This window comes from Gordonia sp. NPDC003376 (assembly GCF_053589235.1).
The window spans coordinates 127,559-141,402 of record NZ_JBSFRM010000005.1 but is presented as its reverse complement, the minus strand read 5'-3'; the positions used below and the strand labels follow the sequence as shown (position 1 = coordinate 141,402).

The following is a 13,844-nucleotide window of genomic DNA, read 5'->3' as shown; positions in this document are numbered from 1 at the left end:
CAGGGTATCGAACCCGGTGAACGCTCAGTCCCGGTGTCGGTTGCAGAAGTCGATGATCAATCCGTTCACCTCGGCCGGCTGCTCCAGATAGCCGAAGTGTCCGGCGCGGGCGACCTCGATGTACTCCGCGGTCGGGATCACGTCGGCCACCTCACGGGCCAGAAACGCCGGAAGCGTACGGTCGTCGGCGAAACCGACGACCAGCGACGGCACGGTGATCGCCCGGTAGGCGTCGAGTCGCGAGGTCTCACCGCTGTGCAGTTCGAGCTGGGCACGCACACCCGGCGTCACCGTCTGCGGCGAGAAGCCGATGATGTCGAGCCAGTCCCGTGCGGAACGGTCATCGGCGAGCGTGTGCGGCGAGAGGTTCATGTGCGCGGTGATCGCGGCCTCGTACTCGCTGGGCAGGGTGATCCTCTGGTCGTAGAGCGCCCGCTCCCCGGCCGAGAACGCCTGCTGCAGTGGAGTGGTGCGACCGTAGGTGGCCAGCATCACCGCGCCACGCACCACATCGGGACGCGCCAGCGCGAGCTCCTGGGTGATGCGTGCGCCGAGCGAGGTGCCGACGACGAATGCCGGTCCGTCGCCGAGATGCTCGATCAGCCCTGCGGTGTCGGCGACCATGTCGTCGAGGGTGAAGCCCTCGGTGCACTCCGACGACGGCGCGATCCCACGGTTGTCGAAGATCGCGACGCGATAGCCGGCCTTACGCAGGGCCGGGAACTGGTTGGCCTTCCAGACGCGCCCGGGGCTACCGGTGCCCATCACCATCACGACGAGCGGGCCGGAACCGGCCACCTCATAGGCGATGTCGATCCCGTTGATCCGGGCCTTCTGCGGCGCGGGGGCGGTCACGGCTTGTCCACCACCGGATTGCTGAGCGTGCCCAGCCCGGAGACGGTGACCGAAACCCGTTGGCCGGCAACCATGGGCCCGATTCCCTCGGGGGTGCCGGTGAGGATCACATCACCCGGGAGAAGGGTCATCACCCGGGAGATCCACTCCACGATCTCGCCGATGCCGTGCAGCATCAACGACGTTCGGCTGCGCTGCTTGACGACGCCGTCGAGTTCGGTGACGAGTTCCACATCGGACGGGTCGAAGGCGGTCTCGATCCACGGACCGAGCGGACAGAAGGTGTCGTAGCCCTTGGCGCGTGTCCACTGCCCGTCGATCGCCTGCTGGTCGCGGGCGGTGACGTCGTTGGCCACGGTGTAGCCGAGGATCACGTCGGCCGCCTTGGCGGCCGGGATGTCCTTGCAGGGGCGACCGATGACGACGGCGAGTTCACCCTCGAAGTCCACCCGCTCGGCGGACGGCGGCCGCACGATCGGCACCTCGGGACCGATGATCGACGTGTTGGGCTTGATGAAGATCACCGGATCCGCCGGTGCCTCACCGCCCATCTCGGCCGCGTGCGCGGCGTAATTCTTGCCGATGCAGATCACCTTGGAGGCGAGGATCGGGGCGAGCAGCCGCACATCGGCCAGCGGCCACGACCGACCGGTGAAGGTCGGCGTACCGAAGGGATGTTCGGCGATCTCCTTGGCGACGACGCCGCCCTCGGAGTCATCAAGGGAGACAAAGGCGACACCGTCGGGACTGGCGATTCGACCAAGACGCATGGGTCCGAGCCTATCGCACCGGCCGGTGTCCACAGTGCGAGACGTCGATTGGTCGCATCAGGGGAACCCGTTCTAAAATGTGAACACTTCGTTCCAATATATGAGATTTTCGTGATAGCCAGGAGGTGTCATGGAAGCCGTCGAATCCGTCGGAGCCACCCGGAGGTGGGTGATGCTCGTCTGCTCGCTGATCGCCGCCATGACCACGACCTGCGTGGTGAGCGGCTTCGCCTACCTCATCCCGGCACTGCATGCCGACGGCATGTCCATCACCGACGCCTCGGTACTGGCGACGATCCCGACCGTCGGACTGATGCTGGCGATCCTGGGGTGGGGCGTGCTGCTCGACCGCCACGGCGAGCGACTGATCCTGATGATCTCGTTGACGATCACGTTTGTCGGCGCAGCCATGACCCTGGTCGCCGCGTGGAACCATGCGCCGCACTGGGTTCTGGCCGTGTGCCTGTTCGTCGGCGGTCTCGGGTCGGGCGCGGCCAACGGCGCCAGTGGCCGGATCGTCGTGGGGTGGTTCCCACCCCGGCAGCGCGGAACCGCGATGGGAGTGCGGCAGATGGCCCAGCCCTTGGGGATCGCGGTCTGTGCGTTGACGATGCCGGTGATCGCCGCGCGGCACGGGATCGCCGCGGCGCTGATCGTGCCGGCAGTGGTCACCGGGATCGGATTGCTGGTGTGCATCGTCGGGATCGTCGATCCACCCGCTCGTCCCGGCGGCGCGGTAGCCGACGAGCCCCAGCCGAATCCCTACCGTCGCAGCACGTTCCTGACCCGGGTGCACGCGGTGAGTGTGTTGCTCGTCATCCCGCAGTCGATGCTGTGGACCTTCGTCCCCACGTGGCTGATCGTCGCCAAACACTGGTCGCCGGCTGCGGCCGGGCTGATGGTCACCGTGACGCAGACCGTGGGAGCGCTGGGCCGCATCGCGGCCGGCCGATGGTCGGATGCGTGGTTGTCGAGGATGCGACCGATCCGCGTGATCGCCTCGGTCGCCGGCGTGGCGATGGTGGCATTGGCCCTCACCGATTGGCTCGACACCCCGGTGGCGGTGGCGATCATGATGGTGGCCTCGATCGTCAGCGTCGCCGACAACGGCCTGGCCTTCACCGCAATCGCCGAGTTCGCCGGACCTCGGTGGAGCGGACGAGGTCTCGCAGTGCAGAACACCGCCCAGTATCTGGCGACCGCCGCCATCACCCCGGCGTTCGGCGCGGTGATCACCGCGGTCGGCTTCCCGATCGCATTCCTGATCGGAGCCGCGGCACCACTCGCCGCCATCCCCCTGGTCCCTGCCGACCCCGTGCCGGAGCCGGAGCCGGTGGCCTGAAACGTGGGGCCTGAACGGGTCAGTTGCCGGCCGCCGGCCGGATACCCGCGTTGATCAGGCCCGCCGCGATGTCGGCGTCGTCCACCACCACGATGTCGCGACGCCCGTCGGACCGGGTCAGCAGCAGTCCCGGTCCGGAGCGGAGCACGAAACCCTGTGCGCCACGCAGGGGTCCATGCACCGACAACCGGAATCCGTAGCCACCGAAGTCGGCGAGCGCACGGACCGGCACCACTTCGGCCCGGACCACGTCGCCCATCGGAATCCGGCGGCGTGGCCGGCCGAAGATGCCGCGGACCTCGATCTGCCTGCGGTCCACCGTGACCCGCACCGACCACAATGCCGCGGCAGACAACATCACCACGACGACGATCGGGACCAGCAGCCACCACGGCCCGACGACCACCGCGACGATCAGCAGGACCAGTTCGACGACGCCGACGGCCACGGCAGCCCAGGGTGACGTGGAGACGTTGCGGCGCCAGAAGAACCGTTCCCCGGCGGCGAGGTCACCGGGCGGTGTCACACCGACGGCGCCAGGTTCTGCGGCTGTCCACCGCGGGATCAGTGCCGCCGACGCCGCCGCGACGAGCACTGCGACACCGAAGGTGATCACGATCGGCCACACCGGTGTCGACAGCGAGTCGATGTCGGTGACTCCGCGCTGGTCCGCCGCCACCGCCGGGACGATCCCGGCGATGACCACGGCGAGGAAGTTCACCAACGCCACCACGGTGCGCGTGATCCGCGTGTCGCGACCCCACCAGCAGGTGGCCCCGCCGATCACCGCACCGATCACCGCCGCGGCCACCGCCATCACGATGGCACCGGTGATACTGCTCGTGCCGTCGACACCGTGGGAACCCCAGTGCGAGGCCATGGGATCGGGGAGGTCCGGCCGCCACGCGCTGAGTAGCGACACGGCCACCACGCCGGCCGCGACCGGCGGAACGATTCCAAGCGGCAGAATCCGAAGACGTTGCGCCCGTGTCGGTCCCGATGAGCTCTGCATGCCCGTCGCGGGGGTGGTCATGACATCCTCCTGGTGATCTCGGTGGTCAGTTCCGTTGCACTCACACCGAATCGTCGCGCCACCTCGACCAGCGCGTCGATAGCCGCACCCCATTCGGCCTTCGCGGGTGCTGATTCGGACACCACAGCTCCGCGGCCACGCCGCAGTTCGACGAGGCCCTCGTCGCGCAACAGCTGATAGCCGCGCAGCACGGTGTGCACGTTCACCTCGAGTGAGGCGGCAAGATCCCGTGCGGCCGGCAAGCGCTCCCCCGGTACGACGTCACCGGCGGCGATCGCCCGACGGACCGACGCCGCGATCTGTTCGAAGATCGGCGCGCGGTCGGCGGGGTCGATTCGGATCAACACAGCCAAATCCTATAGTTCTATTGTAACTAGAACAAGTAGTGTCCGTCTGGCCAGTGGTGACAGACCTCGGGCCGCGCGGCCACGCCCCAACCGCCGGTTGAGCAGGACGTCCTCGCGCTCCCCACACGGTGGTTGAGCAGGACGAACCCCACACGATGGTTGAGCAGGACGTCCTCGCGCTCCCCACACGGTGGTTGAGCAGGACGTCCTCGCGCTCCCCACACGGTGGTTGAGCAGGACGTCCTCGCGCCAGCGAGGCCGACCGACCGTCGAAACCTCAGCCACGTCACATCGAAACGCACCCACGAGGTGCTCACCACCCGACATCGGCCACCGGAGGTTTCGACACGCCTCGTCGCTCCGCTCCTCACCGGCTCAACCAGCAACAACCAGTGGTTGAGCAGGACGTCCTCGCGCTCCCCACACGGTGGTTGAGCAGGACGTCCTCGCGCCAGCGAGGCCGACCGACCGTCGAAACCTCGGTCACGTCACATCGAAACGCACCCACGAGGTGCTCACCACCCGACATCGGCCACCGGAGGCTTCGACACGCCTCGTCGCTCCGCTCCTCACCGGCTCAACCAGCAACAACCGGTGGTTGAGCAGGACGTCCTCGCGCCAGCGAGGCCGACCGACCGTCGAAACCTCGGCCACCTCACGCCGAAACGCACCCACGAGGTGCTCACCACCCGACATCGGCCACCGGAGGTTTCGACACGCCTCGTCGCTCCGCTCCTCACCGGCTCAACCAGCAACAACCAGTGGTTGAGCAGGACGTCCTCGCGCACCCCACACGGTGGTTGAGCAGGACGTCCTCGCGCCAGCGAGGCCGACCGACCGTCGAAACCTCGGTCACGTCACATCGAAACGCACCCACGAGGTGCTCACCACCCGACATCGGCCACCGGAGGCTTCGACACGCCTCGTCGCTCCGCTCCTCACCGGCTCAACCAGCAACAACAACACCCACGGCCGAGCGGCCGTCGCGTGTCTGGACTGACGAAGAGCGAGGGAGCCTGCGACCGATGCAATGAGGAGGGAAAACACGCGGTAAGGCGAGCGGCCCGCGACGACGAAGTCGGCGCCGACAAACACCGCGCAGACGACGGAGGCCGGCCCCGAGTGGGGACCGGCCTTCGCTCACATCAGTCGAGAAGCATCGCGCTACAGGCGCTCGCGGATTCGCTTTCCGATCTCCGAGGTCGACAGCGTCTGACCGTTGCGCTCGAGCAGGTCGTCGGCGACGGCCTTCTCCACGCGGCGGGCGGCGTCGGACTCGCCGACCTGCTCGAGCAGCAGTGCCGCCGACAGGATCGCGGCGGTCGGATCGGCCTTGCCCTGGCCCGCGATGTCCGGGGCGCTGCCGTGGACCGGCTCGAACATCGACGGGTTGGTCCCGGTGGCGTCGATGTTGCCCGACGCCGCGAGACCGATACCACCCGACACCGCGGCCGCGATGTCGGTGATGATGTCGCCGAAGAGGTTGTCGGTGACGATCACGTCGAAGCGACCCGGATCGGTGACCAGGTAGATGGTCGCCGCGTCCACGTGACAGTAGTCGGTGGTGACGTCGGGGTAGTCCTTGCCGATCTCGGCCACCGCACGGCTCCACAGAGAACCGGCGAAGGTCAGCACGTTGGTCTTGTGGACCAGCGTGAGGTGCTTGCGGCGTCGGGTCGCGCGCTCGAACGCATCCCGGACCACACGCTCCACACCGAAGCGGGTGTTGACGCTGACCTCGGTCGCCACCTCGTTGGGGGTGCCGACGCGGATCGCTCCACCGTTGCCGGTGTAGGGACCCTCGGTGCCTTCGCGGACCACCACGAAGTCGATGTCGGGGTCGCCGGCGAGCGGCGAGGTCACACCCGGCAGACGCCGTGACGGACGCAGGTTGACGTGATGGTCGAGCGCGAACCGCATCGTGAGCAGCAGACCGCGTTCGAGCACACCCGACGGAACCGACGGGTCGCCGATGGCGCCCAGCAGGATCGCGTCGTGCTCACGCAGTGAGTCCAGGTCGGCGTCGGTGAGCAGCTCACCGTTGCGGTGGTAGCGGCGTGCACCGAGGTCGTACTCGGTGGTCTCGACGTCGGGCACCACGGCGCGCAGCACCTCGAGTGCCTCGGCGATGACCTCGGGGCCGATGCCGTCACCGGCGATCACGGCGAGTTTCACGACAGGTCCACCTGCTCGATCAGGGTGGCGCCCACGGCACCACTGATGGCGTCGACGACGGAGTCGTCGACCTTGCGGCTCACGCGCAGGATGACGGTCGCGCCCGTGCCCTCGACGTCCTGCGACAGCGCGGCGGCCAGGATGTCGATGCCGGCATCGCCCAGAAGGGTGCCGATCTTGCCCAGCGAGCCCGGCTGGTCGGTGTAGCTGACCAGCAGGTTGAGGCCCTCGGCGCGCAGGTCGAAGTTGCGTCCGTTGATGTTGACGATCTTCTCCACCTGGCGCGGCTCGGTGATCGACCCGGACACGTTGTGCACCGATCCGTCGGCGAACACGGCCTTGACGTCCACGACGCTGCGGTGGTTGGGGCTCTCGGTGGCGGTGGTGACCTCGCTGGTCACGCCGCGGGCCTCGGCCACAGCGGGGGCGTTGACAAAGGTGATCGGGTCGTCGAGCACGGCCTGGAACAGACCGCGCAGCGCCGACAGGCCCAGCACCGACACGTCGCTGGAGGCCAGCTCACCGCGCACGTCGACGACGATCGACGACGGCAGTTCGGTGCTGATCGCGCCGATCAGGACACCGAGCTTGCGGGCCATCTCCAGCCACGGGGCGACCTCTTCGTCGACCTTGCCGCCGGTGATGTTCACCGCATCGGGGACGAAGTGGCCGGCCAGCGCCAGACGCACGCTCTTGGCGACGTCGGTGCCGGCACGATCCTGTGCCTCGCTGGTGGATGCACCGAGGTGCGGGGTCACGACGACCTGCGGCAGCTCGAACAGCGGCGAATCGGTGCACGGCTCGGTGGCGTACACGTCGAGGCCGGCGGCGCGGACCTGACCGGAACTGATCGCGTCGGCCAGCGCCTGCTCGTCGACCAGACCACCGCGGGCGGCGTTGACGATGATGACGCCCTTCTTGGTGCGGGCGAGCTGCTCGGCACCGATCAGACCCAGGGTCTCCGGGGTCTTGGGCAGGTGCACGGTGATGAAGTCGGCACGCTCGAGCAGTTCGTCGAGGGAGACGAGCTCGATGCCCAGCTGCGCGGCGCGGGCCGGCGACACGTAGGGGTCGAAGGCGATGATGTGGGTCTCGAACGCGGCGAGACGCGCGGCGACCAGCTGGCCGATGCGGCCGAGCCCGACCACGCCGACGGTCTTGTCGAAGATCTCGACGCCGTTGAACGACGAGCGCTTCCAGGTGTGCTCGCGCAGCGTGGCGTCGGCGGCCGGGATCTGGCGCGCGGTCGACAGCAGCAGGCTGATCGCGTGCTCGGCGGCGGTGTGGATGTTCGAGGTCGGCGCGTTGACCACCATGACGCCGCGCTCGGTGGCAGCGGGGACGTCGACGTTGTCGAGGCCGACGCCTGCGCGGGCGATGATCTTCAGCTTCTTGCCGGAATCGAGCACGTCGGCGTCGACGGTGGTGGCGGAACGGACCAGGAGCGCATCGGCGTCGACGACGGCCTCGAGGAGCTTGGGACGGTCGGGGCCGTCCACCCAGCGCACCTCGACACCGTCACCGAGGGCTTCCACGGTGGACGGGGCCAGTTTGTCGGCGATGAGGACGACCGGCAGGCCTGCTGTGGTCACAGTTGTTCTCCAGTATGGGTTGCGAGATCGGGTGCGATGCCCTAAAAGCATCCAGCTGACAGCTTAGAGGGCGTGACCAGGACCTTGGTCACCGGTCGTCGAAACCCGGGACCACCGTCTGCCGGCGCGGAGTACATTGTGATCGTCGTTACCCGGCGGCCATCACGGATCGGTTGCAATGCGGACGCGGTTGTCCCGGTGGGGGCGATGCGCTCCGCGGCGCCGGTACGGTGGACCACCGGACGTCGTACCCGGGTGGTGAACGGTGTGTGGACGTCGGGTGTTGACGAGGTCGGGTGTGTCGAGAGTGGAGTGTGAATGAAGAAGAAGCTGACAGTATTGTTGGCTGTCCTGGCAGCGACCGTACTGGCAGGCTGGGGGGCACCGGGTACCGCTTCGGCGGCGCCGGCGAAGATCAATCTCGGCGGAGGATCGGGAATCCTGGTCCTCAAGGGCGGCAATTCCGCGTCGGCCTGCACGCTGACCACCATCGGACATGCCAAGACCGGTGAACTGATCGGTATCACCGCGGGCCACTGCGGGAAGCCCGGTCAGGTGGTGCTGTCGGAAACCTACTCCGATCGCGGCCAGGCCGGTGTGATCACGTACTCCAATTCCAAGGACGACGTTGCGATCATCCAGTTCGACAAGAGCCGCGTGGTGCCGCAGCGCTCGGTCAACGGTGTCACCATCCGGTCCATCGACACCCGTCCGATCGGCTTCCCCACCATCGCGTGCAAGACCGGCCGTACCACGGGCAACACGTGCGGCATCGCCTGGTTCTCCGACGGTGACGTCCACTTCTCCCAGATCTGTGTGATCGAGGGCGATTCGGGTAGCCCGGTCGTGGTCGGCGACCGCCTGGTCGGCATGGTCAACGCCTACTACTTCCTCGGCTGCATCGGACCCGAGACCGGAACCAACATCGGACCTGTGCTCAACTTCGTGAAGACCACCAAGTACAAGGGTTTCACGCCGATCTGATCGACAGAACATGTCTCCAGGACTGGCCCCTTCCCGATCCGGGAAGGGGCGCAGTTGTCTTCGCGTATCCGGCACCGGCGCCGACACCCGTCGCCCGATTCGATCACCGCATGGTCGGGTGACTCGGATCGGCTCGCGGCACCGCCGGGGTGCCGACCCGACGAGAGCCGTGACACCGCAGGGACATCGCGGCCACCGCAGAATCGCGGCCACCGCAGAATCGCCGTCACCGCAAAGCCCGCGGGCCCCGCACCCGGAAGTCCAGGTGCGGGGCCCGCGGGGGCGTGTGGCCGGGGACGGCCGGATTCTCCGACGACTCAGGCGGTCTCGGTGATCGGGCGGTCGACCCAGCTCATCAGGTCACGCAGCTTCTTGCCGGTCACCTCGATCGGGTGCTCGGCGTTCTTCGCCCGCAGACCCTCGAGCTCCTTGTTGCCGCCCTCCACATTGGCGACGAGGCGCTTGACGAAGGTCCCGTCCTGGATGTCCTTCAGGATGGCGCGCATGCGCTCCTTGGTGTCGGCGTCGATGACCCGCGGGCCCGACAGGTATCCGCCGAACTCGGCGGTGTCGGACACCGAGTAGTTCATCCGGGCGATGCCACCCTCGTACATGAGGTCGACGATCAGCTTGAGCTCGTGCAGCACCTCGAAGTAGGCCATCTCGGGGGCGTAACCGGCCTCGACCATGACCTCGAAACCGGTCTTGACCAGTTCCTCGGTGCCACCGCACAGCACGGCCTGCTCACCGAAGAGGTCGGTCTCGGTCTCTTCCTTGAAGGTGGTCTTGATGATGCCGGCGCGGCCACCACCGATGGCCGAGGCGTAGCTCAGCGCGAGGGCCTGACCCTCGCCCTTCGGGTCCTGCTCGATGGCGATCAGGCAGGGCACGCCCTTGCCGTCGACGAACTGGCGGCGGACCAGGTGGCCCGGGCCCTTCGGGGCGACCATGCCGATGGTGACGTTGGCCGGGGGCTTGATCAGACCGAAGTGGATGTTCAGGCCGTGACCGAAGAAGAGGGCGTCGCCGTCCTTCAGGTTGGGCTCGATGTCCTCGGTGAAGATCTGGGCCTGGCTGGTGTCGGGGGCCAGCAGCATGATGACGTCGGCCCAGGCTGCGGCCTCGGCGTTGCTCATCACCTTCAGGCCCTGCTCGGCGGCCTTCTCCCGCGACTTGCTGCCCTCGCGCAGACCGATGGCCACGTCGACCCCGGAGTCGCGCAGCGACAGCGAGTGGGCGTGGCCCTGGCTGCCGTATCCGATCACCGCGACCTTGCGGCCCTGGATGATCGACAGATCCGCGTCGTCGTCGTAGAACAGTTCAATCGCCACAGTTGGCTTCCCTTCACTATTGTGGTGTGCCCCAGGCGATTCGGTTCTCGACGCGAGGGGCCCGATGTTACTTGCGGTAGGTCAGCGGTTGGCCGACATGCTCTTGGGCCCTCGTCCGAGGGTGACCGCCCCCGACTGGGCGATCTCGCGGATGCCGTACGGATCGAGCATCCGCAACAGCGCCTCGAGCTTCTCGCCGGTGCCGGTCGCCTCGATGGTCAGCGATTCCGGTGACACGTCGATCACCTTGGCGCGGAACAGGTTCACGACCTCGATGACCTCGGTGCGGACCGATGAGTCGGCACGGACCTTGACCATCAGCAGCTCACGCGAGACCGAACTCGAGGGATCCTGCTCGACGATCTTGATCACGTTGATCAGCTTGTTCAGCTGCTTGGTGACCTGCTCGAGCGGGAAGTCCTCCACCGAGACCATGATGGTCATCCGCGAGATGCCCTTGATCTCGGTCGGGCCGACGGCCAGCGACTCGATGTTGAAGCCGCGGCGCGAGAACAGCGACGAGACGCGTGCCAGGACGCCCGGGCGGTCCTCCACGAGCACGCTCAGGGTATGGGTACTCACTTGCTCTCACCCTCCTGGCCGAGATTGGTTTCCTGGTTGACGACCTCGTGGATCGCCGACGGATCGGCGGCCGACGCGTCGTCGTCGAACAGCGGACGGATGTCGCGGGCGGCCATGATCTCGTCGTTGCCGGTACCGGCGGCGACCATCGGCCAGACCTGCGCGTCGGCCCCGACGATGAAGTCGATCACGACCGGGCGGTCGTTGATCTCGCGGGCCTTGGCGATCACCTCGTCGACGTCGGCCTCGTTCTCCACGCGGAAGGCGGCGCAGCCGAGCGCCTCGGCGAGCTTCACGAAATCCGGGATGCGCATCGAGTGCGTCGCCAGATCGGTGTTGGAGTACCGCTCCTCGTAGAACAGCGTCTGCCACTGGCGGACCATGCCCAGGTTTCCGTTGTTGATCAGGGCGACCTTGATCGGGATGCCCTCGATCGCGCAGGTCGCCAGCTCCTGGTTGGTCATCTGGAAGCAGCCGTCACCGTCGATCGCCCACACCTCTTTCTCCGGTGCGGCCATCTTGGCGCCCATCGCCGCCGGGACGGCGTAACCCATGGTGCCCAGCCCACCGGAGTTGAGCCAGCTGCGCGGCTTCTCGTAGGAGATGAACTGCGCGGCCCACATCTGGTGCTGGCCGACGCCGGCGCAATACACCGCGTCGGGTCCGGCGATCCGGCCGATCTGCGAGATGACGAACTCCGGCGACATCGATCCGTCGGCCGGGCGGTCGTAGCTCAGCGGGTAGGTGCGACGGATGCCGTCGAGGTATGCCCACCATTCGCCGAGGTCGGGTGCCGAGTCGGTGGTGGCCCGCTCATTGCGCAGGGTCTCGATCAGGTCGGTGATCACCGCCTGGCAGTCACCGACGATCGGGACGTCGGCGTGACGGTTCTTGCCGATCTCGGCCGGGTCGATGTCGGCATGGATGACCTTGGCGTCCGGCGCGAACGACGACAGCTGACCGGTGACGCGGTCGTCGAACCGCGCACCCAGGGTGATCAGCAGGTCGCTGCGCTGCAGCGCGGCGACCGCGGCGACGGTTCCGTGCATGCCCGGCATACCCAGGTGCAGATTGTGCGAGTCCGGGAACGCACCACGCGCCATCAGCGTGGTGACCACGGGGATTCCGGTCAGCTCGGCGAGCTCGAGCAGTTCTTCGGAGGCATTGGCCTTGATCACACCGCCACCGACGTAGAGCACCGGGTGCTTCGCGGCGTTGATCAGGCGTGCGGCCTCGCGGACCTGCTTGCCGTGCGGCTTGGTCACCGGGCGGTAGCCCGGCAGGTCGATCTGCGGCGGCCACGAGAAGGTGGTCTGGCTCTGCAGGATGTCCTTCGGGATGTCGACGAGGACCGCGCCGGGACGACCGCTCTCGGCGATGTGGAACGCCTCGGCGATGACCTGCGGGATCTCGGCGGCATTGCTGACCAGGAAGTTGTGCTTGGTCACCGGCATGGTGATGCCGGAGATGTCGGCCTCCTGGAAGGCATCGGTACCGATCAGCGCGCGACCGACCTGGCCGGTGATGGCGACCACCGGGACCGAGTCCATCTGGGCGTCGGCGAGCGGGGTCACCAGGTTCGTGGCACCCGGGCCCGAGGTGGCCATCATGACGCCGGCACGGCCTGCGACCTGCGCGTAGCCGGTCGCGGCATGCCCCGCGCCCTGCTCGTGGCGGACCAGGACGTGACGGACCTTCTGCGAGTCGAGCAGCGGGTCGTAGACCGGGAGGACCGCTCCACCGGGGATACCGAAGACGACGTCGACCCCGAGCTCTTCGAGCGACCGGACCACCGACTGCGCACCCGAGACACGCTCGGGGGCGACGGTGTTCTGCCGTACGGCGCGGAGGCTCCCTGCCGCTGGCGATTCCTGACGCGCGGCGGGGGCGGTCGAGCCGGCTCCGCTGGTGTCCGTACGTGCTGTTGGTGCGCTCACTGCACGGTCCTTCATGTTCGTGGTCTTGACGGGTGGGTCGTGATGGCGGTCTTGATCGGTGGCAACAAAAAACCCCCGACAGCGAGGCTGTTCGAGGGTGGCGCGTCGATGCTGGCTTGGTCTACGAGGTGACCGGTCAGGCGACGACGCGCCGGCCGATTACTACGAGAAGCTCGTTGTGCATCACGTTGTTCACGGTAGGGGTGCAGATAGTGGAGAGTCAAACTCCGCCCCCGCTGGTCCCACATCCTGGGAAGGTACTGGTCGTCGGGGCAACCGGGGAGAGGCCCGCACCGACCGGTACGGCCCGGATGCCACAATGGGATCGTGTCTTCTGCTGCATCGTCCGGTTCCGAGTCCACGCCGGCAACTCCCGGCGCCGAGCCGGAGGTGCCCGAGCTGCCCCAGACCTTCCGCCTGAGCAAGCTCGCCTACTTCGCGGTCCCGATGGCCTTTCTCGTGGCACTGGTCCTGGCCGGCGCGAGCCTGCCCTGGCTCGGCTGGACGCTGATCCTGCCGATCTTCCTGGCATCGTGGATCGCCCGGATCAGAACCGTCGTCACCGAGGACGGCCTACGGGCGATCAGCACCTTCTCCGCCCGGGACATCAGCTGGCCGGAGATCGACGGCCTGCAGTTCACCAAGTGGGGTCCGGTGCGTGCGGTGCTCGTCGACGACACCCGGGTGAAGCTGCCCACGATCACCTTCCAGGACCTGCCGCGACTGTCCGCGGCGAGCCGGGGCCGCATCCCGGATCCCTACGCCTCCGGCGACGCCGCGCACTGACGCCGGGGTGACTCGTCGGCATCGGCCGGATGACTCCGCGGTGACGCCCGCGTGAACGCGCGCTGAGCTGCGCTTTCGAGACAAGTGCGGCCCCATCGTGCAGCCGGTGT

At 67.6% G+C, this 13,844-nt stretch carries 12 protein-coding genes; 3 read left to right on the top strand and 9 right to left on the bottom strand.

Features of this window, described 5'->3' with window-relative positions; all coding sequences use genetic code 11:
- Positions 1-24 precede the first annotated feature (24 nt).
- On the bottom strand, positions 25-855 hold the full coding sequence (locus ACWDUA_RS07875; protein ID WP_449750458.1) for an alpha/beta fold hydrolase: 831 nt from the start codon (positions 853-855) through the stop codon (positions 25-27).
- Positions 852-1,625 carry a fumarylacetoacetate hydrolase family protein gene (locus tag ACWDUA_RS07870; RefSeq protein WP_449750457.1) on the bottom strand — a complete coding sequence of 258 codons (774 nt, stop codon included), beginning with the start codon at positions 1,623-1,625 and terminating at the stop codon, positions 852-854. Before ACWDUA_RS07870 ends, ACWDUA_RS07875 begins: the two co-directional genes overlap by 4 nt.
- A gap of 130 nt (positions 1,626-1,755) precedes the next feature.
- Here ACWDUA_RS07870 and ACWDUA_RS07865 point away from each other — a divergent pair, with 130 nt between their 5' ends.
- Positions 1,756-2,967 (top strand): MFS transporter, encoded by a 1,212-nt coding sequence (locus tag ACWDUA_RS07865; protein WP_449750456.1) that lies wholly within the window; start codon positions 1,756-1,758, stop codon positions 2,965-2,967.
- Between the two features lie 19 nt (positions 2,968-2,986).
- On the opposite strand, the gene ACWDUA_RS07860 is transcribed toward ACWDUA_RS07865, so the two are convergent.
- From ACWDUA_RS07860 to serA, 4 genes are all read right to left on the bottom strand, one after another.
- Positions 2,987-4,000, bottom strand: coding sequence for a hypothetical protein (locus tag ACWDUA_RS07860; RefSeq protein ID WP_449750455.1), 1,014 nt, complete (start codon positions 3,998-4,000; stop codon positions 2,987-2,989).
- Entirely contained in the window at positions 3,997-4,347 is a 351-nt protein-coding gene (locus ACWDUA_RS07855) for a GntR family transcriptional regulator (protein ID WP_449750454.1), read from the bottom strand. Before ACWDUA_RS07855 ends, ACWDUA_RS07860 begins: the two co-directional genes overlap by 4 nt.
- 1,164 nt (positions 4,348-5,511) lie before the next feature.
- Positions 5,512-6,522, bottom strand: a complete 1,011-nt coding sequence (locus ACWDUA_RS07850; protein ID WP_449750453.1) for a 3-isopropylmalate dehydrogenase — start codon at positions 6,520-6,522, stop codon at positions 5,512-5,514.
- Positions 6,519-8,114, bottom strand: a complete 1,596-nt coding sequence (gene serA, locus ACWDUA_RS07845) for a phosphoglycerate dehydrogenase (RefSeq protein ID WP_449750452.1) — start codon at positions 8,112-8,114, stop codon at positions 6,519-6,521. Before serA ends, ACWDUA_RS07850 begins: the two co-directional genes overlap by 4 nt.
- A gap of 318 nt (positions 8,115-8,432) precedes the next feature.
- Here serA and ACWDUA_RS07840 point away from each other — a divergent pair, with 318 nt between their 5' ends.
- Positions 8,433-9,098 carry a serine protease gene (locus ACWDUA_RS07840; RefSeq protein ID WP_449750451.1) on the top strand — a complete coding sequence of 222 codons (666 nt, stop codon included), beginning with the start codon at positions 8,433-8,435 and terminating at the stop codon, positions 9,096-9,098.
- Positions 9,099-9,415: 317 nt separating this feature from the next.
- On the opposite strand, the gene ilvC is transcribed toward ACWDUA_RS07840, so the two are convergent.
- The 3 genes from ilvC to ACWDUA_RS07825 all read right to left on the bottom strand — a co-directional run bounded on the left by ilvC (position 9,416) and on the right by ACWDUA_RS07825 (position 12,948).
- Positions 9,416-10,429 (bottom strand): ketol-acid reductoisomerase, encoded by a 1,014-nt coding sequence (ilvC, locus tag ACWDUA_RS07835; RefSeq protein ID WP_020790640.1) that lies wholly within the window; start codon positions 10,427-10,429, stop codon positions 9,416-9,418.
- 81 nt (positions 10,430-10,510) lie between these two features.
- Positions 10,511-11,011, bottom strand: coding sequence for an acetolactate synthase small subunit (gene ilvN, locus ACWDUA_RS07830; RefSeq protein WP_053778332.1), 501 nt, complete (start codon positions 11,009-11,011; stop codon positions 10,511-10,513).
- A complete protein-coding gene (locus ACWDUA_RS07825) occupies positions 11,008-12,948 on the bottom strand; it encodes an acetolactate synthase large subunit (protein ID WP_449750450.1) in 1,941 nt (646 codons plus the stop codon). Before ACWDUA_RS07825 ends, ilvN begins: the two co-directional genes overlap by 4 nt.
- Positions 12,949-13,275: 327 nt before the next feature.
- Between ACWDUA_RS07825 and ACWDUA_RS07820 the strand changes: the two genes are divergently transcribed.
- Complete coding sequence (locus tag ACWDUA_RS07820; protein WP_449750449.1) at positions 13,276-13,734, top strand: PH domain-containing protein; 459 nt, start codon at positions 13,276-13,278, stop codon at positions 13,732-13,734.
- Positions 13,735-13,844 lie beyond the last annotated feature (110 nt).